The organism is Mesorhizobium sp. M0833 (assembly GCF_040319905.1).
Lineage (GTDB): Bacteria > Pseudomonadota > Alphaproteobacteria > Rhizobiales > Rhizobiaceae > Mesorhizobium.
The window spans coordinates 1-22,753 of record NZ_JAMYOQ010000044.1; the positions used below are offsets into that span (position 1 = coordinate 1).

Sequence of the window (22,753 nt, forward strand, 5' to 3'; positions counted from 1 at the left end):
CTTGGGCATGGCAAATCACCTCCTTAAGGAAGTGAATCACAAACCCGACGTTAGCGGAATCCTTCGCGATTCAACCTGAATGTCCGACGCTCTAAGATGCATCACGTCTCTCGATGTGTCGGCCTGAAGGTCCGCTTCTGAATGCCTGAGTCTCAAAGCCGCCTGGCTGCTTCCGGCCCCTAAACTGCCAGTCAGCAACGCCCCATGTCGGCCGTACAGTTCGATTTTGCGCTTGCACGAAAGCGACACCTCGGACGACCCGCTGGAGGTCGCGGTTGCTCGGGCATTGACCCGTGTTTCGTTGAAAACAGCCAGGGCCGTTAAGGATCAGGCCAGTCTCTTACGGGCGATCTTCCAAGCGGATTCGACATGCCGCCGCGCCGCCGCTTCCGCATCCTCAGGCTTGCGTGCCCTGATTGCATCCATAATCTCGTTCATTTCGGCGATTGCCGCCTCGCGCCGGTTCGCCGAGGCGATCGTCATTGAACGCAGTTGGTTGATGCGCACGTTGAGCCCGCTCACGATCTCCCAAGCGACACGCTTGTCCGCAGCCTCAAACAGCGCTTCGTAAAATCTCGTCGTTGCGCGCATGACCGCCCGCGGCTTGCCGGACGCCCAGGCTTCGAAGAGCTCGCCGAGAGCATGCTCCAGGACCGCCAGTTGCGCTTCGGTTGCCGACAGTGCGCAGGCGCGTGCCGCGATCCCTTCCAGCAAGGCCCTGAGCTCGTAGATCTCGTCGGTTCGGCCGAGATCTGGCTTCGCCACAGCCGGCCCGTGCCCGGGTATCATCTGCACAAGGCCTTCGGCCTCCAGTTGCCGCAGCACCTCGCGTACAACCGACCGGCTGACCCCGAGCTGATCACATAACGGCCGCTCGACCAGTCTTTCGCCGGGCTGGAAATGGAAATCCATGATCGCCTCGCGCATGCGCTCCAGCGCCAGCGTCCTCAACGTCTTGGCGGAGCGGTCGATGCGAAGCGTATCAGCCATTTTCCTCAAATCCCTAGCCTCGTCACAAAAACAGATTCCACGACCGATTGACAAGGCGTGTGGCACTCCATAGCATGGTATACCATAAGACGATACGAAAATTGATGCAGCCGCGAGCGGCTCCATCCCGAGGAATTTCATGCAGCCGGCCATCCGCAAGATCGTGACCTATACCGAGAACACGCTGATCGAGGGCGGCAAGACGACCTCGCGGCCCTTGCGCCTGATCGGCGTCGCCGCTGTGCTCACCAACCCATGGGCAGGCCGTGGCTTCGTCGAGGATCTCTCTCCCGAAATCCGCGCCTTCGCGCCCATGCTCGGCGAAACGCTGTCCAACGAGATCATCGGCGTGGCGGGTTCGGGCGAAGCGATCGAAGGCTACGGCAAGGCCGCGATCTGCGGCACGTCGGGCGAGGTCGAGCATGCCTCGGCACTGATCCACACGCTGCATTTCGGCAATCACTATCGCCGCGCCGTCGGCGCCAAGACCTATCTCGCCTTCACCAATCTGCGCGGCGGTCCGAACACGCCGATCATGATCCCGCTGATGGACAAGAACGACGAAGGCCGCCGCTCGCATTACCTCACGGTGCATTTCCAGATCGGCGACGCGCCGGCTCCCGACGAACTGGTCGTGGCGCTCGGCGCATCGATCGGCGGCCGCCCGCACCACCGCATCGGTGACCGCTACCAAGACCTGAAGGAGCTCGGAGACCTGCATGGCTGACGCCGCGACGATCCGCAGCACGGCTCCCGACGGCACCGGCTTCATCCGTGCCGGTTCGGGCGCGCCGGTCCTGCTCATCCACGGCGTCGGCATGAATGCCGAGATCTGGCAGCCGCAGCTCGCAGCGATGCAGGACCGCTTCGACGTGATCGCCATCGACATGCTGGGCCATGGCTCTTCGCCCCTGCCGCCGGAGAATGCCCAGCTGTCGGACTTCGCCGATCAGGCGATCCGCCTGCTTGATCATCTTGGCCTAGACCACGTGGCCGCTGTCGGCCACTCGATGGGCGCGCTGGTGGCACAGGGAATCGCGCTCCGCGCGCCCGCTCGCATCGGCGCCCTCGTCTGTCTCAACGCCGTTTTCCGTCGCCCGCCCGAGCTCGCGCAGGCAGTGCGCGAACGGGCGGCCGCGCTTGGCGGACCCGGCGATCCGTCGGCCATCGCCGCCACGATCGCCCGCTGGTTCGGCAATCCGATTCCGCCAGCTCTTTCAGACGCGGCCGCAACAGCGCGTTCAGCACTCGAAAGCGTCGATGCCGACGGCTATGCCCGTACCTATCGCCTCTTTGCCAGCGCCGACACCGCGCACGCCGATCGGCTGGCCTATCTCGCCATGCCGGCGCTGTTCATGACCGGCTCGGAAGATCGCAACTCAACGCCCGCCATGTCGGCGGCAATGGCGCGTCTCGCGCCGGCCGGACAATGCCTGGTGCTGAACGGCGAAAAGCACATGATGACAATCGCTTCGCCGCAAAAAGTGACTCAACGCATCATGGCCTTTCTCGACCAGGCCGCGGCTGCTCAATCCGAGGCGGCGAAGGTCGGTCCGTTATCCGACACCCCGGCATTCGATACCATGGAGTTCCGGCGCGCGCTTGGCTCCTTCCTGACCGGCGTCACCATCGTCACCACGATCGACGAGACTGGCGATCCGCGCGGCTTCACCGCCAACTCCTTCACCTCCGTCTCGCTGGAGCCGCCATTGGTGCTGGTCTGTATCGCCAAGAAGGCGCTGGGGCATCAGGCCTTCTCTACCTCCCGGGGCTTTGCCATCAACATCCTGGCGGAAGCCCAGAAGGCCGCATCCGGCATCTTCGCCTCGAAGGCCGCCGACAAGTTCGCCTCGGTGGCTTGGCAGCCCGGACAGACCGGCAATCCGCTGATAGAGGGTTCGGTCGCGGTGTTCGATTGCGCCATGGAGCAGCTGGTCGATGCCGGCGATCATTCGATCCTCATCGGCCGCGTGCACGACTTCAGGCACAACGGCGCGCAGCCTCTCGGCTACTGCCGGGGCGCCTATGTCACACCGGGTCTCAGTCAGGAGGCGCTAGCCGCCGCTCCGCCTGGAACCGAGGTCGGCGCGATCCTCGAAAACGAGGGCCGCGTGCTCTTCTTCGAGACCGCCGAGGGTTCCTACCAATTGCCGGCCGGTCGCGGCCTCGGCGCCGCGAACGAACCTCGCAGCCTCAGGGGAAAACTTGCCGCCAAGGCAATCGACGCCGAACTCGGCTTCCTCTACGCCGTGTGGGACGCGACGGACGCTACCCGCACGCATGTCTACTATCGCGGAACGGTGGATGCCCCCGTTTCCGGCGACGGCCAGATCCGCTTTGTCGAGATCGAACGCATCGCCGAATTGAAGATCGCCGACCCGGCAGTGCGCTCAATGCTTGCCCGCTACGCGCGCGAGCGCGCCGAGGACACGTTCGGCGTCTATGTCGGCAACGAGGTCGAAGGCGAGGTCCGGCCGCTCGCCAAGCCCGCGTCGTCGATGCCAATTTATTCCGGCCAGCGGTGAGATCGATGAAATTTTCGCTTTTCGTCCACATGGAACGCACGGATCTCGGCAAGCCACATTCCGAACTTGTGGCGGAATTGGGGGAACTCGTCGCGCTCGCGGAGCAAGCGGGCTTCGAGACGGCCTGGATCGGCGAGCATCACGGCATGGAATTCACCATCTCGCCGAACCCGTTCATCAACATCGCCTATCTCGCAGGCAAGACGACAACCATCCGCCTCGGCACCGGCACCATCATCGCGCCCTTCTGGCACCCGGTCAAACTCGCCGGCGAGGCGGCGATGGCCGACGTCATCTCCGGCGGCAGGTTGGATGTCGGCATTGCGCGCGGCGCCTACAGCTACGAATACCAGCGTCTCTTCCCGGGGCTCGATGCCTGGGGCGCCGGCCAGCGCATGCGCGAGATCATACCGGCGATCCGCGGTCTCTGGGACGGCGACTACGAGCATTCCGGCGAGTTCTGGCAGTTTCCGCCAACCACCTCTTCGCCCAAGCCGGTGCAAAAGCCCTATCCGCCGATCTGGGTGGCCGCGCGCGACCCGAACTCGCATGATTTCGCCTCGCTAACAAATGCAATGTCCAGGTGACGCCGCTTGCCTCCGGCGATGGCGAGGTGGCGAGCCTGATGGAACGCTTCAACGCCGCCTGCGCGGCTCATCCCGACATTGCGCGACCGGAAATCATGCTCCTGATGCACACCTTCGTCGCCGAGGACGAGGCCGATGCCGGTCGGCTGACGCAGGACCTGTCACAGTTCTACTGCCAGTTCGGCGCCTGGTTTCAGAACAAGAAGCCGGTGCGCCAGGGCATTCTCGAGCCGCTAACCGAGGAGGAGATCGAGGCCATGCCGCAATACGGCCCGGACAAGATCCGCGAAAACCTCGTCATCGGCGAGGCCGACGCGGTGATCGCGAGGCTGAAGACCTATGAGGCGCAGGGCTACGACCAGTACTCCATCTGGATCGACAGCGGCCTGTCGCATGATCGCAAGAAGAAATCGCTGCAGCTCTTCATCGACAAGGTGATGCCGGCGTTCCAGAAGGCAGACTCGCGATGAGCAACGCGGTCTTCAGGAACTACATAGACGGCGCGTTCGTCGATGCCTCGGCAAGCTTCGACAGCATCGATCCTTCGACGGGCAAGGCTTGGGCAACAATGCCCGCCGCCAGCATTGCCGATGTCGACCGCGCCGTCGAGGCAGCTCATCGCGCGCTGCGTTCCGGTCCATGGGCCGCGATGACCGCGACCCAGCGCGGCAAGCTGCTTGTCAGGCTCGGTGACCTCGTCGCCGCCAATGTCGGGCGGCTGGCCGAGCTGGAGACACGCGACACCGGCAAGATCATCCGCGAGACGCGCGCGCAGATCGCCTATGTCGGCGACTATTACCGCTACTATGGCGGGCTGGCCGACAAGCACGAAGGCGCTTTCATACCGATCGACAAGGCCGACATGGAGGTGACGGTCCGGCCTGAGCCGATCGGCGTCGTCGCTGCGATCGTGCCATGGAATTCGCAGCTTTTCCTGTCGGCGGTCAAGCTCGGCCCGGCGCTGGCTGCAGGCTGCACCATCGTTCTCAAGGCTTCCGAGGACGGCCCGGCACCGCTGCTCGCTTTCGCCGAATTGGTTAGCGAAGCCGGCTTTCCAGCCGGCGCTGTCAACATCCTGACCGGCTTCGGTCACACCTGTGGGCATCGCCTGACCAGCCACCCGCTCGTCGCCCGTGTCGCTTTCACCGGTGGCCCGTCGACCGCCCGTCAGATCGTCGCCAACACGGCCGAGAACCTCGCCTACACCACGCTCGAGCTTGGCGGCAAAAGCCCAATCGTCGTCTTCGCCGACGCAGATCTCGACAGCGCCGCCAACGCCGTCGTCGCCGGCATTTTCGCCGCGACAGGCCAGAGCTGCGTTGCCGGCTCGCGCCTGCTGGTCGAGCGCTCGGTGAAGGAGGAATTCCTCGCGCGACTGAAGCGCAAGGCCGAAGCCATTGTGATCGGCGATCCGCAGGATCCCGCCACCGAGATGGGGCCGCTGGCGACTGTTCGCCAGCGCGAGCGCATCGAGGCGATCCTCGCCGGAAGCCTCGCCAATGGCGGTCGGCTGGTCACCGGCGGCGCACGTCCCGAGGGCAAGACAGACGGCTTCTACTATGCGCCGACCATCATCGAGGCGCCCGATCAGGATCTCGCCTGCGTGCGGGAGGAACTGTTCGGCCCGGTGCTGAGCGTTGTCGCCTTCGACAGCGAGGCTGAGGCGCTGGCGCTCGCCAACGACACCCGTTTCGGTCTCGCCTCAGGCGTCTTCACCTCGAATCTCGCCAAGGCGCATCGCATGGCGCGCGGTATCCACGCCGGCGTCGTCTGGATCAACATCTATCGTGTCGTCTCGCCACTGGTTCCTTTCGGCGGCTACGGCCTTTCCGGCCTCGGCCGCGAGGGCGGCCTTGATGCCATCCGCGATTACACGCGCTCGAAATCGGTGTGGATCCGCACCTCGGACGACCCGATCCCCGATCCCTTCGTCATGCGCTGAAGACGAAGGTTGCACTGACAAAGAACAAGAAACGGCACAACCAATCAGAGGAGAAAGAGATGAAACTGATTTTCGCCGGCGTCCTCGCCGGATTGATGGCGACCACCGCCGCGAAGGCCGATGAGATGGTGTTCACCAGCTGGGGCGGGACGACCCAGGAAGCCCAGACCAAGTCCTGGGCCGAGCCCTTCAGCGCTTCGTCCGGCATCAAGGTTTTGCAAGACGGCCCAACCGACTACGGCAAGCTGAAGGCCATGGTCGACGCCAAGAACGTCACCTGGGATGTCGTCGACGTCGAGATGGATTTCGCCATCAAGGCGGCCAAGGACGGCCTGCTCGAGCCGATCGACTTCGCCGCCGTGCCGAAGGCCGATCTCGACCCGCGCTTCTCGAACGAGAACGCCGTCGGCAGCTTCTATTATTCGTTCGTTCTCGCCTGGAACAAAGGCGCGGTCTCCGGCGAGCCAGCCAGCTGGGCCGACATGTTCAACACCAAGAAATTTCCGGGCAAGCGCACCTTCTACAAATGGTCGGCGCCCGGCGTCATCGAGATCGCGCTGCTCGCCGATGGCGTGCCGGCCGACATGCTCTATCCGCTCGACCTCGACCGCGCCTTCAAGAAGCTCGACACCATCAAGTCGGACATCGTCTGGTGGGGTGGCGGCGCAGAGTCCCAGCAGTTGATCGCCTCCGGTGAGGCGACCTTCGGCCAGCTCTGGAACGGCCGCGTCCTCGCGCTTGAGAAAGACGGCGCCGATGTTGGCGTGTCGTGGAACCAGAACCTGACCGCCGCCGACGTCCTGGTCGTACCGAAGGGCGCCAAGAACAAGGACGCGGCGATGAAGTTCCTCGCCGCGGCAAGCAGCCCGACCGGCCAGGCGAAATTCGCCGAGGCGAGCGGCTATGCGCCAATCAATACCAAGGCCAAGGCGGAAATGCCAGCCGACGTGGTCAAGGGCCTGCCCGACGCCCATGTCGACGGCCAGGTCAACCTCGACATGAACTACTGGGCCGAGCATCGCGACGAGATCGCCACGCGCTGGTACGCCTGGCAGGCGAAGTGACGCCTGTCTTCTCCTGACAAGGGTCGGGACGGCGCGGGCCGCCCCGACCCGCAATCCGGGATTACCGCCATGTCGGTGGAAGCACAGCAAGGGATCGCAACCCCTCAAATACCGGCAGGCCTCGGCGGCCTGCTTCCGGCGTTGATCCTGATCGGACTTTTCTTCGTCGTGCCGGTGCTGGCGCTTTTACTGCGCAGCGTCACCGACCCCGCTCCGGGCCTGCAGAATTACACGACCCTTCTCGGCGATGGCACTTACGCGCGCGTGTTCTTCAACACCTTCCTCGTCGCCGCCGTCGTCACCATCGTCACCGTGTTTGTCGCCTTCCCAGTTGCCTGGATGCTGGCGATCATGCCGGCCACGCTGGCATCGATCCTGTTCGGCATCATCATCCTGTCGATGTGGACGAACCTTTTGACCCGCACCTATGCCTGGATGGTGCTTCTGCAGCGCACCGGCGTCATCAACAGGGCATTGATCGGCGCCGGCATCATCGACCAGCCGCTGCCACTCATCAACAATCTCACCGGCGTCACCATCGGCATGGTCTACATTATGCTGCCGTTCATGATCCTGCCGCTGGTCGGGACATTGCGGGCGATCGACCCGATGACGCTGCGCGCCGCAGCCCTTTGCGGCGCGAGCCCGCTCGCCGCCTTCCGGCGCATCCTGTTGCCGCTGTCGATGCCCGGCATCGCCGCGGGCGGGCTGATGGTCTTTGTCATGTCGCTCGGCTATTTCGTGACGCCCGCGTTGCTTGGCGGCACGTCAAACATGATGCTCGCCGAAATGATCGCGCAGATGATCCAGTCGCTGCTCAACTGGGGACTGGGTAGCGCTGCCGCATTTACGCTGCTCGTCGTCACCATGGCGCTCTACGCGCTGCAGCTGCGCCTTGTCGGCGCAAGACGCACGACCGGAGGCGCTTGAGATGCTGCTCGACTATGACCGCCTCGGCTGGCTGAAGGTCGCGCTCCTTGCCTTCACGGCATTGGTCGCAGCCTTCCTGCTGCTGCCTGTGGTCTTCATCGTGCTTCTCTCCTTCGGCTCGTCGCGCTGGCTGGCCTTTCCGCCCCCCGGCTGGACGCTGAAATGGTATCACGAGCTGTTCGCTGACCCGTCCTGGATCGAAGCGGCCCTCACCAGCGCGCGCATCGCCACGATGACGGCGATCCTCGCCGTCGCCATCGGCCTGCTCGCCTCCTTCGCGCTGGTTCGCGGCCAGTTCCGCGGCCGAGAAATCCTGCGCGGGCTGCTACTCACGCCGATGGTCCTGCCCGTCGTCGTTTTCGCCATCGCCACCTACGCCTTCTTCCTGCGGCTTGGCCTCGGCGGCACCACCATCGGCTTCGTCGTCGCCCACACCGTATTGGCGCTGCCCTTCGCCATCATTCCGATCGCCACCGCGCTCGAAGGGTTCGACAAATCGATCGAGGATGCGGCGATCGTTTGTGGCGCGAGCCCGCTGCAGGCCAGGCTGCGTATCACTCTGCCGTCGATCCGCATCGGTATCTTCTCCGCCGCGATCTTTTCCTTTCTAGCGTCCTGGGACGAGGTGGTCGTCGCGATCTTCATGGCGAGCCCCACTTTGCAGACCTTGCCGGTCAAGATTTGGGGGAGCCTCCGTTCGGACCTCACGCCTGTGATCGCCGCCGCCTCCAGCCTGCTGGTCGCGCTCACGCTGAGCCTGATGATCCTGACGGCACTCTTGCGCCGAAAGCTGCAGACATGACCCAAGCCTTTCTCTCGATCCGTAACCTGCGCAAGGCGTTCGGCGCCTTCACCGCGGTTCACGATGTGACGCTGGATATTCCGAAGGGCGAGTTCCTGACCTTCCTCGGACCGTCGGGCTCGGGCAAATCGACCACGCTCTATGCCATCGCCGGCTTTCAGGATCCGACGTCGGGCGAAGTGCAACTGCAAGGCAAGTCGTTGCTGTCGGTGCCCTCGCACAAGCGCAACATCGGCATGGTCTTTCAGCGCTACACACTGTTCCCGCATCTCAGCGTCGCCGAAAACGTCGCCTTCCCGCTCCGCGTTCGCCGCCGGCCCGAGGCCGAGGTCAAGCGCAAGGTCGCCGACATGCTCTCGCTGGTGCGGCTGGAAGGCTTCGCCGGGCGTCTGCCCGCGGCACTTTCGGGCGGTCAGCAGCAGCGCGTCGCGCTTGCCCGCGCGCTGGCCTATGATCCGCCGATCCTGCTGATGGACGAACCGCTGTCGGCGCTGGATAAGAAACTGCGCGAGGAGATACAGGCCGAGATCCGCCGCATCCACCGCGAGACCGGCGTCACAATCCTCTACGTCACGCATGACCAGGAGGAAGCGCTGCATCTGTCGGACCGGATCGCGCTCTTCCGGGATGGCCGTATCGAACAGATCGGCACCGGCGAGGACCTTTACCTGAGGCCCGCCACCGATTTCGTCGCCGGTTTCATAGGCAACTCGAATTTCTTGCCGGCCGAGCATCTCGACACCGAGAGCGGCACAGCTAGCGTGCGGCTGGCCGACGGCTCGATCATCAAGGGCGTGAAGGCCACGCATGTGTTCCATCGCGGCCAGAAGGCCAGGCTGATGGTGCGGCCTGAAGCATTCCGGCTGACCCCCTTACCAGGGAACGCCTCACTTGTCGTTGAGATCGTCGACGCGGCCTTCTTTGGCGATCGCCGACGCGTCGTCGCGCGCACCGCGTCAGGCGATGAGATCGACGTCAGGCCGACCTCGGACGGTGCGGAACCGTGCCGTGCCGGTATCGCTTCGAGCCGGCAGATCTTTTTCGATCCCGCTTCGGCATTCCTGTTTCCGGCCTGACGGCCCCCGACTGTTCACCACGTCGATGCATTGTTGAGGCCAAAGGACCGCTTTTTAAATATCTACGGCGTGAAGCTGCCATTCCGCTTCCGGCCCGAAACGGTCATTCCGGATGACAGGCTGCGTGAAGCGGTCCGCGCGGTGCAGGGTGGCGCAAGAACATGGTTCAGTCGAAGAAGCCCGCATCCTCTTCCCGGAGATACTTCCTGGCTGCTTCGGCGTCGATGTCGAGGCCCAGCCCCGGCGCTTCCAGCAGGTCCACCATGCTGTCCTTCACGATCTGCGACGGCAGGCCGATTACGAGGTCCTCCCACCAGGGGTCGGAGGCGCTCGGGTATTCAAACGCGATGTAGTTGGCGGGCAGGGTGGCGCAGACATTGATCAGCGCGCCGAGACCTAGAAGGCCGTTCGCGGTGCCGTGCGGTGCCATCAGGATCGAGTGCATATAGGCGTGCTCGGCGACCCATTTGAGCTCGGCAATGCCGCCAATATCGGCCGGATCGGGGCCGATGACGCGCACCGCCTGCGTTTCGATCAGCTCCTTGAAATTGTGCCGCAGATAGATCTGCTCGCCGGTATGAATTGGCGTCGAGGTGGAGGTGGTCAGCTCCCGATAGGCCTGCGGATTGACCCACGGCACATAGTCGCCGGTCAGCATGTCCTCGAGCCACATCAAATTGTACTTCTCGACCGCGCGAGCGAACTTGATCGCATCGGGCAGCATCCAGCCCGGGCCGCAGTCGAGCGCCAGGCTGACCTTGTCGCCCAGCACTTCCTTCATGGCGATCACGCAGTCGAGCATGTGGTTGAAACCGCGCTCGCTGATCACGCCCTGATCCATGGCACCGTGATAGTCAGCCTTCTTCTGCGTCACTCCGTAATGGAAGCCCTCGACGGTGTCCTTCATGTTGGAGTGGAACGAGATCCCTTGCTTGATCATGAAGAAGTTCTGCGGCTGCTCCATCATCCATTTCACGTCAGCGGCGTAATCCTCCGGCCGGTCCCCCGTTCGCTTCTGGCGGATCGAGCCGTTGTAGACGCGCACCTTGTCGCGCACCTTGCCGCCGAGCAGTTTGTAGGCCGGCACGCCTGCGGCCTTGCCGGCTATGTCCCACAGCGCATGCTCGATAGCGCTTACCGCCGCGCCATAGGGCTTGAAAGAGCCGCGTTGGCGGATCTTCAACATCACCCGCTCGACGTCGGTCGGGTCCTCGCCGATCAGCGCCTCGCGGAAATGCAGCACCCAGGGTTTGAGGTAGGTCTTGGTGAATTCGACTTCGCCAAGGCCATAGAGGCCCTCGTCGGTAACGATGCGGACGATGGGATGCTTGCCGATGACGGCGCAGCGGAGGTCGGTGATCTTCATCTTCGGTTCTTTTCGCCTCAGCTCCAGGTGCGGTCCCAGGAATACTCGTTGTCCCAATGATCCGTGGGCTGCCAGATGCCGGTGACACCCGGCTGCAGATGCTGCGAGATCACCTCGTCGACGACGTCGTCAATCCCCAGGCCCGGTTTGTCCGGAACAGTGATAAAGCCGTCCTTCACGAGCGGCTTGGGAACGCCGGTGACGATATCGTCCCACCAGTCGACATCGGCAGAGTGGTATTCGAGCGCCATGAAGTTTTCGGTCGCGGTCGCGACATGTGCCGCGGCCATTGCGGCGATTGGACTTTCGGCCATATGGATGGCCATTGCGACGCCGTGGTCCTGCGCCACGTCGCCGATCTTCTTGGTCTCGAGGATGCCCCCGCTGGTGAGCAGGTCCGGGTGGACAATGGAGAGGCCGCCGCTCTTGAGCAGGGGCTCGAAACCCTCCTTAAGGTAGATGTCCTCGCCGGTGCAGATCGGCACCGTGGTGGCGGCCTGCAGTTGCCGGTACTGCTCGGTGTACTGCCATGGGATCACATCCTCGAGCCAGGCCGGCACGTATTTTTCAATCCGCCTGGCGAGCCGAATTCCGTTCTGCAGCGAGATGTGGCCGACATGGTCAATGGCGAGCGGAATATCCATGCCGATAACATCGCGAACCTCGGCAATGTACTGCTCAAGCAGGTCGAGGCCCTTGTCGGAAAAGTGGAGGCCGGTAAACGGATGGGGGACGTTGTGCAAATCGTAGGCGGCATTGCGGGCGCGTCGCTCTTCAAGGGTTTTGATCGGGCCGCGGCCGGGATGGACGCGGTACCCTTCAAGTGAGCCGGCAGGAGACACGACCGCACCGGGTACGTCCGCGATCTGCATCAGCCCCAGATCCATCTTAAGAAACGTGAAGCCGAGCGCCATGCGCTGCTTGAGACGCTTGCCGGTCTCGGTGCCGCTCGGCACGGTAGCGTCGGTGTCGCAATAGACGCGCACCTTCTCCCGAAACCGGCCACCGAGCATCTGGTAGACGGGCACGCCGTAGGCCTTGCCGGCGAGATCCCACAACGCAATTTCGACCGCCGAGACGCCGCCGCCTTGCCGGCCGTGCCCACCAAACTGCTTGATCCGGCGAAACAGGCGGTCGATGTCGCAAGGGTTCTCGCCAAGCAGCCGGCTCTTCAGCATCAGCGCGTAGGTGGCACTGGCGCCGTCGCGCACCTCGCCAAGCCCGACGATGCCCTGGTTGGTGTAGATCTTGAGCAGGGTCGAGGTGAACGGCGCGCCGACAATTTCGGCTATCCGCATATCGGTGATGCGAAGCTGGGATGGCTTGGAGTTCGCGTTTACCCGATTGAGCGCTTCGTCGGCGCCACCTGTCTTTGCCATGACTTATCCTCGTTTCGGCTTGTCGCCCCGCACCGTGCGCCGGCACAGAGTGTTGCTAGCCCAGCTCGATCTCGTGGGCCTGCAGGTAGTCGCGGTCCATCTCAATGCCGAGACCAGGCTTCGACGTCAGCTTGAGGCTGCCGTTCGAAATGTCGAGTGGTCTGTCGATCAGGTGATCGTATTTGCCCAGGTTCCACTCCGATGTTTCGAGTTTGTAGAAGTTGGGAACAGTCATCATCACCTGCGCTCCCGCAACCACGTTGATTGGTCCCGCGGCGTCATGTGGCGAGATCGGCACGTAGTAGGCTTCGCACAGCGCAGAAATTTTCTTGAGTTCGGTAATGCCGCCGGTCCAGGTAACGTCGGGCATGATGTAGTCGGCGAGCCTGTTCTCAAGCACCGGCACGAAATCCCATTTCGTGTGGCCGCGCTCGCCCCATGAGATAGCGGTATTGACCTTCTCACGCACCTGTTTGAGCGCGTTAAGGCTCTCGGGCGGGCAGGGCTCCTCAAACCAGTCGATCTGGCCGGCCTCCTCGAGGCTCCGACAGAGGCGAATGGCGGTGGGGACGTCGAAGCGGCCATGCGCATCGATGAGAATGTCGACATCGGGTCCTGCCGTTTCGCGGATCAGAGCCGTGAGTTCGGCGGCTTCGCGCTCGTCCTTGCGGGTCATGCTGCCGTCGAGGTAGCCGTCCCGCTGTTCGCGGGGCAGGCCATCGGCGCTGCGGCCCTGGTGGGGGTAGGGATCGAACTTGAGCGCAGTGTGTCCGGACTCGACAATGTCTAGAATTTCGCGGACTACAGCCTCCTTGCTGGTGAATTTGGCCTGGTTGGGATGGGTGTAGAGCGCGATTTCATCGCGTACCGGCCCGCCCAGCAGCTCGTAAATCGGCTTGCCGAGGACTTTGCCCCTGATGTCCCAGAGGGCTATGTCGATGGCGCTCACGCATTCGACGGCGGCGCCGCGGCTGCCCATATAGGTGAAGCTGCGGAAGATCTTGTGCCAGAGATGCTCGATGCGCGCCGGATCCTCGCCTGTCACGGCGACGCCGATCTGCCGCAGGATCGTGCAGAGAGCGCGGTTGGCGAGCCTTGTCGTGGTGGTGATCTCTCCCCAGCCACTCACTCCCTCGTCGGTCGTCACTTCGACGAACAGGAACTCTCCCCAGTAGGAAGCATCGGACTTGATCAGCCACGGCCGAATGCTCGTGATTTTCATCTCAACTACCTTTGCCTGAAAATAGTAAGCTAACGATGTTCTGGACTGGACATTCTATCCGGCCCGAGCGGCGTTGCGCGCTCGCATCTGTTCCAGAATATGCCTGCCCGAACCCTCGACATGGCGGGAAACGAGTTCGGCCGCCTTGTCGGCCTCTCCCGCCTTGACAAGCGCGATGAGTTCGCGGTGCTCGCGCATGATCGCGGCACGTCGCGCCAGCGTGAAATTGAAACGACGGCTCACGGCCCGCAGCACTTCGCGATGCTTCCACCAAAGCTCGGCGGCGTGGCGGTTATAGTGCCGTTGGTACATCACGGTGTGGAAAGCGGTATCCAGCTCACTATGCCTGAATGTGTCGGCGAAGTTGTTCTCTTCGATCAGGCCCTGGAGACGTTCGAGTTCGGCGATGTCCTCGCTGGTAGCCATGTTCACAAACCATCGTGTCAGGGCTGGCTCGATCAGAACACCGATCTCGTAGATATCCCGGACAAAATCCTGATCTATGGGTCGGACGCGCGCCCCGCGGTTGGCGACAAAGGTGACAAACCCTTCCCCGCGCAACAGTTGCAGGGCTTCGCGCACAGGATTGGTCGAAGTGCCGTGACGCCGGGCGAGATCGGTGACGACAAGCCGTTCGTTGGGGGCGAGCCGTCCCTCGATGATGTCTTCCCGGATCAATTCATAAAGCGAGGCGCCCTCGCTCGAGGCTCCGATGGGATCGGTCCCCACCGGTGGCATCGCTTTGAAATCGCTTGTTTCGGCCAAGGCCGGCTCCCCGTTTTAATACATACCTTGCCCGATATCACACACGGCTTTCGCAAACAATGTACGATTCTGCGCGTTGACAGGCAATCCATGATCTGAAAACGTACCAAGCGATCGAGCGGATACACTGATCTGAAAGAAGCATCCTCGCGATCGAAACGAGCAAGGACCGCTTTAGGGCGGCATGGGAGAACCAGGGAGGATACCTATGACGAGAATTGCCCTCGGCAGTGCCGTCCTGCGCGGCACTGTCGCCACTGCTTTGATCGCATCCCTGACGTCTACATCGGCGCTGGGTGCACCGCCGGTCGACCTGAGCAAATGGTCGCCGGAATATGTGCGCTCCATTGCGGGCACACAGGATTTTGACACGGCGGCCGATTGCGCCAAGGTCACCCCGCTCGATTACAAGGGGCGACTGACTTTCTGGTATCAGGGCGTGTTCGAGGGCGACCCCGACCTCCTGCGCCAGTACTACAAGGATTTCTTCGAGACCTTCCGCAAAACCTATCCGAACATCCAGCTCGAGGAACAAGCTCTCACCTATAACGATCTTCTCGACAAGTTCCGGACCGCGCTCCTGGGCAATGCCGCGCCGATGGCGGTCCGCCTGCAAATCCTGGGTGGCACCGAGTTCGCCTCAAAGGGGTATCTGCAGCCGCTCAAGCCAGAGGACGTGGGGTATTCGACCGAGGATTTCTGGCCCGGCGCCATGAAGGCCGTGACCTGGGAGGGCGTGACCTACGGCATTCCGACCAACAACGAGACGATGGCGTTCATCTGGAACGCCGACATCTTCAAGCGTGCGGGCCTCGATCCGGACAAGCCTCCGGCAACCTGGGACGACGTCGTCAAATATTCCAAGCAGATCCACGACAAGCTCGGCATTGCCGGATATGGCCTGGTGGCTCGCAAGAATGCCGGCAATACGCCGTACCGCTTCATGCCACAGCTATGGGCCTATGGCGGCGGCGTCTTCGACGAAGCGACGCCGAATCCAACCTATGAGCAGGTCCAGCTCGATAGCCCGCAGAGCAAGGCAGCGCTGCAAGCCTCCTACGACATGTATGTTCGCGACAAGTCGGTTCCGGTTTCGGCACTCACCAACCAGCAGGCCGATAATCAACCCCTGTTCGTCGCCGGCCAACTCGGCATGATGATCTCGCACCCGTCCGATTACAACGTGATGCTCGACCTGCAGAAAAAGGCGACGGGCACCGACAAGGACAAGGCGCAGACCGTCATCGACAACATGCGCTATGGCCTGATCCCGACTGGTCCCGACGGCAAGCGCGCCGTCGTGTTCGGCGGCTCGAACATTCACATCCTGAAGCCCGAATATGTCGAGGGCGGCAAGGTGGACGAGCCGGCTGCAAAGGCCATCATCTGCATGTGGACGAGCCCTGAATGGTCGCTGAAGATGGCCTACGCCGGCTCGAATCCGGGCAACCTCAACGGCTTCAAGACCAAGTGGATGAAGGAACGTCTGGACAACATCAAGTTCCTCGATGTCACGACCTCGATGCTGCCATACGGCATCCCGTTCCCAGCACTGCCGCAGGCCCCCGAGATCATGAACATCATCATCCCGGACATGCTGCAGAATGCCCTGACCGGAGCGATGACCGTCGACCAGGCAGCGGACGACGCAGCTAAGAGGGTGAGAGAGCTGATGGGCGGACTCTAGCCCAAGCCTGACCGGCTGGGCCGATGGTCCAGCCGGTTCGTTCCGAAGAATAGGGGCACCCCACAGTGACGATCGTAACCGGCAAGGCCGAGGCTCGCCGAAGAGTGCAACCCGGCAGGTCCGGCGCGCTGCGCAAGATCTGGCAGCATCGCGCGGATTACGCGTACGTGCTCCCAGCGATCGCCGTGATGCTCATCGTGATCGCCTATCCGATCTACTACACGGTCGAGCTGTCGTTCTTTAAGACACCGCCTGGCCTGCAGCTCCGCGACAAGACCTTCATCGGCCTCGACAACTACACAACCATCCTCACCAGTCAGGTGTTCTGGAAAGTCACCTGGAACACTTTGATCTGGACTCTGGGGTCAACTTTCATCTCTTTTGTCCTGGGGTTTGCCACAGCGCTGGCGCTCCACCGCGACTTCATCGGCCGTGGTGTCTTGCGCGCTGTCCTGATCATCCCTTGGGTCATCAGCGCCGTCGCCGCCTCCTACATCTGGAAGTGGATCTACCATTCGGACTTCGGGATTATCGGCGCGGTGCTGGTTGGCCTCGGATTGGCCGACCAGCCGCCGAACTTCATCGACAATGTCAGCACGGTGCTGCCCTCCCTGATCGTCGTCAATATCTGGCGCGAGTTTCCGTTTGCCATGATCATGATGATGGCCGGCCTGCAGACAGTCCCCGACCAGTTGCTGCGTGCTGCAAAAGTCGACGGCGCCAATGCATGGCAGCGCTTTTGGCACGTCACCTTCCCGCACTTGCGCAACGTCTCGGTGGTGACGATGCTGCTGCTCGCGGTGGCCAACTTCAATTCCTTCATCATCCCCTGGATCATGACTGGCGGCGGGCCGTCGAATGCATCGCATATCTGGATAACCCATATTTATGAGCTCGCCTTCGGACGGCAGCGCTGGGGCGTGGCATCGGCCTATTCGGTGCTCCTGTTCCTCACACTGATGACGCTGGGCTACTTCTACGTCCGTGCATTAAGCGGCAACGAGCGGAAAGAGGGGAGCGCATGAGCACGATTGCCGAGACAGCCCCTCGAGCCCGGGCCCGTCGCCGCATGCGCGTCGACGGATGGCGGTGGGCCGGGCGCATATTCCTCGTGTTCATGCTGCTTTATACCGCGTTGCCGATGATCTGGATGCTGATCACCTCGATCAAGTCCGGATTCGCGGCGACACAATTCCCGCCGCAATGGTGGCCGGACGAACCTACCCTCGCCAGCTACCAGAAACTGCTCGATCCGCAGAATAGCGTCGGCCAGGACTTCCTCCGCTTCTTCTGGAACAGCCTTTTCGTGTCGACCGTCACGACAATCCTTTCGGTGATCGTGGCTGTCCCAGCGGCCTACGCGTTTTCGCGCTTCAGTTTCCCGGGCCGGAATTTCCTGTTCTTTGCCGTGCTGCTGCGCAATATGTTCCCGGCGGTGATCTTTCTCGTGCCACTCTTCATCCTGATGCGCGCCATCGGTCTGATAAACACGCACGGCTCGCTGATCCTCACCTATCTCACCTTCGGCCTGCCCCTGGCGATCTGGCTGCTCAAGGGCTTTTACGACAACATCCCGGTGCAGCTTGAGCAGGCGGCGCGCATTGATGGCGCCACACGGTTCCAGGCCTTCATCATGATCGTGATGCCGCTCTCCACGCCGGGGATTATCGCCACCGCAATCTATTCCTTCATCGGCGCGTGGAACGAGTACATCTACGCCTACACCTTCCTCTCCAAGAACGAGCAGTTGACGCTGCCGGTCGGCATCCAACGCTTCTTCTCGGAAAATACGACGGACTTTCCGGGCCTGATGGCGGCGAGCTTCATGATGAGCGTGCCCGTCGTGGTGCTGTTCCTGGTCCTGCAACGATACTTTGTACGCGCCCTTACAGAAGGCGCGGTCAAGCACTAGGGAGTTGCCGATGGCCCACGTGGTCCTCCAAGATCTCGTCAAGAGCTATGGCAGCTTCAAAGCTGTCAATCACGTCTCACTGACGGTCAATGACGGCGAGTTCGTTGCGCTCGTCGGCCCTTCAGGCTGCGGCAAGACAACCACGCTCAATCTCGTCGCCGGCCTGACGCCGATCACATCGGGCGACATCATCATCGGCGAGCGGGTGGTCAACGACCTCGACCCCAAGGACCGGGACATCGCAATGGTGTTCCAGAACTACGCGCTCTACCCGCAGAAATCGGTCTACAAGAACCTGGCGTTCCCGCTTCAGATGCGCAAACTCCCCAGGGACGAGATCGACAAGAAGGTCAAGGAAGCGGCGCGAGTGCTCGACATGACGCATCTGCTCGAGCGCAAGCCGCGCGAACTTTCAGGCGGACAGCAGCAGCGTGTGGCCCTTGGCCGTGCCCTCGTTCGCGACCCCGCCGTGTTCCTCATGGACGAGCCACTGTCTAACCTCGATGCCAAACTGCGCGTGCAGATGCGGTCTGAGATCAAGCGTTTCCACCAGGACCTCAAGGCGACGATCATCTATGTGACGCACGACCAGCTCGAAGCGGTGACCATGGCTGACAAGATGGCAGTGATGAATGGCGGCTACCTGCAGCAATACGATTCACCGGCGCAGGTCTTTGCCCATCCGGTGAACATGTTCGTGGCCAGCTTCATCGGCAGCCCGGCAATGAGCCTTATTCCGCTAGAGGCCTCGATGGCAAACGGCAACACGGTGTTGACCGGTGCCGAGGGCTGGCGCCTTGAGCTCTCAGCGCGCAATGCCCAGAAGGTGGCGAAAGCGACGACCAGGAAAGTCGTGCTCGGCGCACGTCACTCGACGATCAAGCTCCACAAGAGTGCGGTACCAGGCAGCGTCCCTGCCAAGGCCTACACGGTGGAGCCGACCGGCGACGTCACCTTCGTGCAGGCGTTCCTGTCCGGCGCCATCGTCAACGTCAGCGTGCCGCCGAACATTGCCGTCGCGCCCGACGAGCAGATCTGGCTCGAGTTCGACCAGGAGCGGATGCATCTGTTCGACGGCGAAACTGAAATGGCTCTCAAGGCCAACTGAGATAGCGCGAATGCGCGTGAAACGTGGGCGTGGATGACTGAGAAGCTTAAGATCACCGCGATCAAGCCCTATCCGGTGTGGGTGGGGACCCGCAATCAGATGCTCGTCAAGATCGAGACCGACCAAGGCATCTTCGGCTGGGGCGAGAGCGGCTTGAGCGGTCGCGAGAGGGCCGTGGCCGGCGCGGTCGAGCACTATCGCGAGTTTCTCATCGGCCGCGACCCGATGCAGATCGGACGGATCTGGCAGGAGGTTTACCGCAGCCAGTACTTCGAAGGTGGGCGAGTCCTTCAGGCGGCGATTTCCGCCATCGACATCGCCCTTCACGACATCAAGGGCAAGGCGCTGGGCGTGCCGGTCTATGAGCTGCTGGGCGGCAAGCAGCGCGACCGCATCCCCACCTTCGCCTCGACCGGCGACGAGGCCGAAGGCGATGTTGCCATCGAACGGGCGCGCGAGCTTCGCGCACAGGGATGGCAGGCGATCCGCTTCTTCCCTTTCGGGCAAAACAGCAAGGACATCTTCGAGCCGCGCGAGTCCATCGGCGCTACCGCGAGTATGCTGAACAAGGCGCGCGAGGCGCTGGGCGACGACGTGGTCCTCGGCCTCGACTATCATCATCGGCTGTCGGTGGCAGAGGCGGCGAGCTTCTGCAACAAGCTCGGCCGCGGCGTGCTTGATTTCCTCGAGGAGCCGATACGGGCCGAAACGCCGGAGGCCTATGAATCACTGCGGACAATGACCGACATCCCCTTTGCCATCGGCGAGGAATTTGCCAGCAAGTGGCAGTTCCTGCCCTACATCGAGCGCGGCATCCATCAGTTCAACCGGATCGATGTCTGCAATGTCGGCGGGCTCACCGAGGCGATGAAAATCGCTGGTTGGAGCGAGGCGCATTATGTGGACCTGATGCCGCACAATCCGCTTGGTCCAGTGTGCACCGCCGCGACCGTGCATCTCGCTGCAGCGGTACCCAACTTCGCGTGGCTCGAGACCAGGGCGCCCGAAACAAAGCTGGGCTTCGACAATTCCGACTTCTTCCCCGTGCAACCACGGCTCGACGGGACCGATTACCCGGTCGGCGATCTGCCGGGGCTCGGCGTCGAGGTCAACGAAGTTGCGGTCCAGGCGCAAAGTCTGCGTTTCTGGGAAGCGCCTCACCTTAGGCGCCGCGACGGTTCTGTTACGAACTGGTAGTTCCATTCAATCGGAGTCCACAATGACGCATACTTCCGACATCATGCGGCCGCCTAAAGACCTGATCGACGCACTCAGGGAGATCGGCGCCGCGACGGTGGCCGGCACGCTTGGCCACATGGGCTTCCGCAATCCGCACATGGTCGGTCCGGTGGCGCAAAACCACGGGAAATCGATCGTCGGGCCGGCGCTGACGCTGCAGTTTCTGCCGCAGCGACCGGACCTCTTCACCGAGGGAGAATATGCCGATCCGGAGACGCAACTGCACCGGCACGTGCTCTATCACGCGCAGGAGGGCGATGTCGTCGTGGTCGACGCGCGCGGCGACATGAGCTCGGGCGTCTTCGGCGATATGATGTCGACGTATTTCAAGGGCAGGGGCGGGGCGGGTATCGTCATCGACGGGTGCATGCGCGACCGGCCCAATGTCGAAAAGCTCGATTTGCCCCTATGGCTGCGCGGCTGGACGCCAAACTATCATGTGCAGACCAGCATCTATCCCAATGCCGTCAACGTCCCGATTGCCTGCGGCGGTGTCACGGTGATCCCCGGCGACATCATCGTCGCCGACGACGACGGCGTGGTGGTGCTTCCCGTCGTGATGGCCCCGAAGGTGATCGAAGAATCACAGAAGCATCACGATTGGGAGGAGTTTTCGCGAGCGAAGCTCATGGAGGGCGGCCCGTTGCAACGCTACTATCCGCTGCATGACGATGCCCGCGGGGAGTACGAGGAGTGGCGCAAAGCAAACCGCCCCGAGAACCCGAGTTAGCGCATCGACTACCTCGTGGCGAGCGGCAGAGCTTATGGCGGCTTCGCCACGGTGCTCCCGCAGAGGAGGTACGTGGGCGGCGAAGTGCCGCTTGGAAGACGCCTTCCCAAAAAAACAGTGCAGGCCGTGAATTGCGCCATGCATCGCCAACTCCCAAGCTGGCCCGGTCACTCACTTGCCAAGGAAGCGTGCATTTTCTGGCGCGGTACCCAACTCCGAGCGTATCAGGCGCCTTGGTCTCATCCATTCGCTACGCGCTTTTTCGGACAGGACCAATCCATGGCCAGGTCGATCGGGCGCATAGGCGTAGCCGTCCCGGATTTCGATGGGCTGCTCCACCAGATGATCGAAGTTCTGAAACGAATATTCCAGCCATTCGACTTCCGGAAGCGCGACCGCCATGTGCACGCCGATCTCCAGAAAGGTGTTGCCGATGCTGACCGGGATGCCGAGCTCGGCGGCCAGCCAACCGATGCGCATAACATCGGTGACGTGACCGTGGACATTCAGGATGTCGGCTGCGTGGGCTGCCAGAAGAAGCCGTTTGCCTTGAAGATCCAGATACTCGCCGCTGTTGATCTGAGTCCATGTTATTGCCTGCCTGAGCATTCTCAATCCTTCGTGGTCGTGACGCAGGATTGGATCCTCGACCCAGAGAAGATCGTGACCGGCATCGCGGATCGCCACCAATTTCATTAGCGCTTCCTTCGAAGACCATGCCTCGTTAGGGTCGATCATGATTTCCGAGCCTGCCGGCACACAGGATTTCAACAGCTCCAGGCGCCGCAGATCGCGACCGAAATCCGGGTGGCCGACCTTGATCTTGAAAGCGGAATAGCCAAGCGACGCCGCGTGGGAAAACAAGGAAACGAAAGCATCGTCGTCGAGGTGAAAATCAAGGCCACTGGCGTAGGCTTTCACACGGTTGCGACGACTGCCGAGCAGCACGTGAAGGGGCAGGCCAGCTTCCTTTGCCGCAAGGTCCCAAAGCGCCACCTGAACCGCTTCATGAAAAGGCAGGGAGTACGGCCGCTGATTGCCGCCGCGCGGGCGGTTCACCCGATGAACCAGGGCGATCGCCTTGTGTCCTTTCAGGGCCGGCCAAACCTCGTTTTCGAAAACGGTCTCAATCTCGATCTGGTCGGGCAAGGGATTGAAGAGCGTCTGGATGAAGCCCAATCCCACCTCGCCACTTTTCGAAACGAGTTCCAGCGCGGCGACGTTTACATCGTCGGCTCGAACCTGACTGTCACCGATTACCCGGTCGCGGGCGAACTGAAATCGGGTTATACGAAAATGCGAAAGGCTCATCACATTGGCTTTCTGATCGCTTAGTATAAGTTGCTGATCTATCAGCTAAGATGTCTCAGTACCGAATCAACGGAGGAGCCGCAAGTGGCGGGCAAAGCAAAAGCCATCTCTCATACCC

19 protein-coding genes and 1 pseudogene are annotated in these 22,753 nt (G+C 62.2%); 14 read left to right on the plus strand and 6 right to left on the minus strand.

The annotated features are described in order from the left end of the window. Positions 1-327: 327 nt before the first annotated feature. Entirely contained in the window at positions 328-990 is a 663-nt protein-coding gene (locus NKH98_RS30050) for a GntR family transcriptional regulator (RefSeq protein WP_352480374.1), read from the minus strand. A 139-nt stretch (positions 991-1,129) separates the two neighbouring features. On the opposite strand from NKH98_RS30050, the gene NKH98_RS30055 reads away from it, so the two are divergent. The 8 genes and pseudogenes from NKH98_RS30055 (at position 1,130) to NKH98_RS30090 (ending at position 9,916) form a co-directional block, all read left to right on the plus strand. Continuing rightward, positions 1,130-1,717, plus strand: a complete 588-nt coding sequence (locus tag NKH98_RS30055; protein WP_352903925.1) for an amino acid synthesis family protein — start codon at positions 1,130-1,132, stop codon at positions 1,715-1,717. Beyond that, the gene (locus NKH98_RS30060) at positions 1,710-3,515 is read left to right on the plus strand and encodes an alpha/beta fold hydrolase (protein ID WP_352903927.1); all 1,806 of its coding nucleotides are present in this window, start codon (positions 1,710-1,712) and stop codon (positions 3,513-3,515) included. The genes NKH98_RS30055 and NKH98_RS30060 overlap by 8 nt, the downstream gene beginning before the upstream one ends. Before the next feature lie 5 nt (positions 3,516-3,520). Continuing rightward, positions 3,521-4,572: pseudogene (locus NKH98_RS30065) on the plus strand (LLM class flavin-dependent oxidoreductase). Next, positions 4,569-6,044: an aldehyde dehydrogenase gene (locus NKH98_RS30070; protein ID WP_352903929.1), complete on the plus strand. Its 1,476-nt coding sequence runs from the start codon at positions 4,569-4,571 to the stop codon at positions 6,042-6,044. The pseudogene NKH98_RS30065 and the gene NKH98_RS30070 overlap by 4 nt, the downstream one beginning before the upstream one ends. A 59-nt stretch (positions 6,045-6,103) precedes the next feature. Beyond that, on the plus strand, positions 6,104-7,108 hold the full coding sequence (locus NKH98_RS30075) for an ABC transporter substrate-binding protein (RefSeq protein WP_352903931.1): 1,005 nt from the start codon (positions 6,104-6,106) through the stop codon (positions 7,106-7,108). A 69-nt stretch (positions 7,109-7,177) separates the two neighbouring features. Continuing rightward, positions 7,178-8,038 carry an ABC transporter permease gene (locus NKH98_RS30080; RefSeq protein ID WP_352903933.1) on the plus strand — a complete coding sequence of 287 codons (861 nt, stop codon included), beginning with the start codon at positions 7,178-7,180 and terminating at the stop codon, positions 8,036-8,038. Between the two features lies 1 nt (position 8,039). Continuing rightward, positions 8,040-8,840 (plus strand): ABC transporter permease, encoded by an 801-nt coding sequence (locus NKH98_RS30085; RefSeq protein WP_352903935.1) that lies wholly within the window; start codon positions 8,040-8,042, stop codon positions 8,838-8,840. Beyond that, a complete protein-coding gene (locus NKH98_RS30090; protein ID WP_352903937.1) occupies positions 8,837-9,916 on the plus strand; it encodes an ABC transporter ATP-binding protein in 1,080 nt (359 codons plus the stop codon). The genes NKH98_RS30085 and NKH98_RS30090 overlap by 4 nt, the downstream gene beginning before the upstream one ends. Positions 9,917-10,082: 166 nt before the next feature. Here NKH98_RS30090 and NKH98_RS30095 read toward each other — a convergent pair whose 3' ends face one another. From NKH98_RS30095 to NKH98_RS30110, 4 genes are read right to left on the minus strand one after another with little or no spacing between them, the layout of a single operon-like run. Further along, complete coding sequence (locus NKH98_RS30095) at positions 10,083-11,282, minus strand: mandelate racemase/muconate lactonizing enzyme family protein (protein ID WP_352480365.1); 1,200 nt, start codon at positions 11,280-11,282, stop codon at positions 10,083-10,085. A 17-nt stretch (positions 11,283-11,299) separates the two neighbouring features. Further along, a complete protein-coding gene (locus tag NKH98_RS30100; RefSeq protein WP_352903940.1) occupies positions 11,300-12,661 on the minus strand; it encodes a mandelate racemase/muconate lactonizing enzyme family protein in 1,362 nt (453 codons plus the stop codon). A 55-nt stretch (positions 12,662-12,716) separates the two neighbouring features. Continuing rightward, positions 12,717-13,883: a mandelate racemase/muconate lactonizing enzyme family protein gene (locus NKH98_RS30105; protein WP_352749289.1), complete on the minus strand. Its 1,167-nt coding sequence runs from the start codon at positions 13,881-13,883 to the stop codon at positions 12,717-12,719. 54 nt (positions 13,884-13,937) lie between these two features. Further along, complete coding sequence (locus NKH98_RS30110; protein ID WP_352739431.1) at positions 13,938-14,648, minus strand: GntR family transcriptional regulator; 711 nt, start codon at positions 14,646-14,648, stop codon at positions 13,938-13,940. A gap of 208 nt (positions 14,649-14,856) precedes the next feature. Between NKH98_RS30110 and NKH98_RS30115 the strand changes: the two genes are divergently transcribed. From NKH98_RS30115 to NKH98_RS30140, 6 genes are all read left to right on the plus strand, one after another. Beyond that, a complete protein-coding gene (locus tag NKH98_RS30115; protein WP_352903942.1) occupies positions 14,857-16,335 on the plus strand; it encodes an ABC transporter substrate-binding protein in 1,479 nt (492 codons plus the stop codon). Between the two features lie 65 nt (positions 16,336-16,400). Next, positions 16,401-17,360 (plus strand): carbohydrate ABC transporter permease, encoded by a 960-nt coding sequence (locus tag NKH98_RS30120; protein WP_352480360.1) that lies wholly within the window; start codon positions 16,401-16,403, stop codon positions 17,358-17,360. After that, positions 17,357-18,247 (plus strand): carbohydrate ABC transporter permease, encoded by an 891-nt coding sequence (locus tag NKH98_RS30125; RefSeq protein ID WP_352903944.1) that lies wholly within the window; start codon positions 17,357-17,359, stop codon positions 18,245-18,247. Before NKH98_RS30120 ends, NKH98_RS30125 begins: the two co-directional genes overlap by 4 nt. A 10-nt stretch (positions 18,248-18,257) precedes the next feature. After that, positions 18,258-19,355, plus strand: a complete 1,098-nt coding sequence (locus NKH98_RS30130; RefSeq protein ID WP_352650740.1) for an ABC transporter ATP-binding protein — start codon at positions 18,258-18,260, stop codon at positions 19,353-19,355. 33 nt (positions 19,356-19,388) lie between these two features. After that, the gene (locus tag NKH98_RS30135; RefSeq protein ID WP_352903947.1) at positions 19,389-20,552 is read left to right on the plus strand and encodes a mandelate racemase/muconate lactonizing enzyme family protein; all 1,164 of its coding nucleotides are present in this window, start codon (positions 19,389-19,391) and stop codon (positions 20,550-20,552) included. Between the two features lie 22 nt (positions 20,553-20,574). Then, entirely contained in the window at positions 20,575-21,324 is a 750-nt protein-coding gene (locus NKH98_RS30140) for a ribonuclease activity regulator RraA (RefSeq protein ID WP_352903949.1), read from the plus strand. A 171-nt stretch (positions 21,325-21,495) separates the two neighbouring features. On the opposite strand, the gene NKH98_RS30145 is transcribed toward NKH98_RS30140, so the two are convergent. Further along, complete coding sequence (locus NKH98_RS30145) at positions 21,496-22,635, minus strand: mandelate racemase/muconate lactonizing enzyme family protein (RefSeq protein WP_352903951.1); 1,140 nt, start codon at positions 22,633-22,635, stop codon at positions 21,496-21,498. Between the last annotated feature and the right edge of the window lie 118 nt (positions 22,636-22,753).

What these genes read in the sequence shown, in the direction of transcription:
- NKH98_RS30130 (WP_352650740.1), top strand. Translation starts at nt 18,258, where the DNA reads ATGGCCCACGTGGTCCTCCAAGATCTCGTCAAGAGCTATGGCAGCTTC.
- NKH98_RS30140 (WP_352903949.1), top strand. Translation starts at nt 20,575, where the DNA reads ATGACGCATACTTCCGACATCATGCGGCCGCCTAAAGACCTGATCGAC.
- NKH98_RS30075 (WP_352903931.1), top strand. Translation starts at nt 6,104, where the DNA reads ATGAAACTGATTTTCGCCGGCGTCCTCGCCGGATTGATGGCGACCACC.
- NKH98_RS30115 (WP_352903942.1), top strand. Translation starts at nt 14,857, where the DNA reads ATGACGAGAATTGCCCTCGGCAGTGCCGTCCTGCGCGGCACTGTCGCC.
- NKH98_RS30095 (WP_352480365.1), bottom strand. Translation starts at nt 11,282, where the DNA reads ATGAAGATCACCGACCTCCGCTGCGCCGTCATCGGCAAGCATCCCATC.
- NKH98_RS30080 (WP_352903933.1), top strand. Translation starts at nt 7,178, where the DNA reads ATGTCGGTGGAAGCACAGCAAGGGATCGCAACCCCTCAAATACCGGCA.
- NKH98_RS30090 (WP_352903937.1), top strand. Translation starts at nt 8,837, where the DNA reads ATGACCCAAGCCTTTCTCTCGATCCGTAACCTGCGCAAGGCGTTCGGC.
- NKH98_RS30100 (WP_352903940.1), bottom strand. Translation starts at nt 12,661, where the DNA reads ATGGCAAAGACAGGTGGCGCCGACGAAGCGCTCAATCGGGTAAACGCG.
- NKH98_RS30125 (WP_352903944.1), top strand. Translation starts at nt 17,357, where the DNA reads ATGAGCACGATTGCCGAGACAGCCCCTCGAGCCCGGGCCCGTCGCCGC.
- NKH98_RS30050 (WP_352480374.1), bottom strand. Translation starts at nt 990, where the DNA reads ATGGCTGATACGCTTCGCATCGACCGCTCCGCCAAGACGTTGAGGACG.
- NKH98_RS30085 (WP_352903935.1), top strand. Translation starts at nt 8,040, where the DNA reads ATGCTGCTCGACTATGACCGCCTCGGCTGGCTGAAGGTCGCGCTCCTT.
- NKH98_RS30060 (WP_352903927.1), top strand. Translation starts at nt 1,710, where the DNA reads ATGGCTGACGCCGCGACGATCCGCAGCACGGCTCCCGACGGCACCGGC.
- NKH98_RS30055 (WP_352903925.1), top strand. Translation starts at nt 1,130, where the DNA reads ATGCAGCCGGCCATCCGCAAGATCGTGACCTATACCGAGAACACGCTG.
- NKH98_RS30105 (WP_352749289.1), bottom strand. Translation starts at nt 13,883, where the DNA reads ATGAAAATCACGAGCATTCGGCCGTGGCTGATCAAGTCCGATGCTTCC.
- NKH98_RS30070 (WP_352903929.1), top strand. Translation starts at nt 4,569, where the DNA reads ATGAGCAACGCGGTCTTCAGGAACTACATAGACGGCGCGTTCGTCGAT.
- NKH98_RS30145 (WP_352903951.1), bottom strand. Translation starts at nt 22,635, where the DNA reads ATGAGCCTTTCGCATTTTCGTATAACCCGATTTCAGTTCGCCCGCGAC.
- NKH98_RS30135 (WP_352903947.1), top strand. Translation starts at nt 19,389, where the DNA reads ATGACTGAGAAGCTTAAGATCACCGCGATCAAGCCCTATCCGGTGTGG.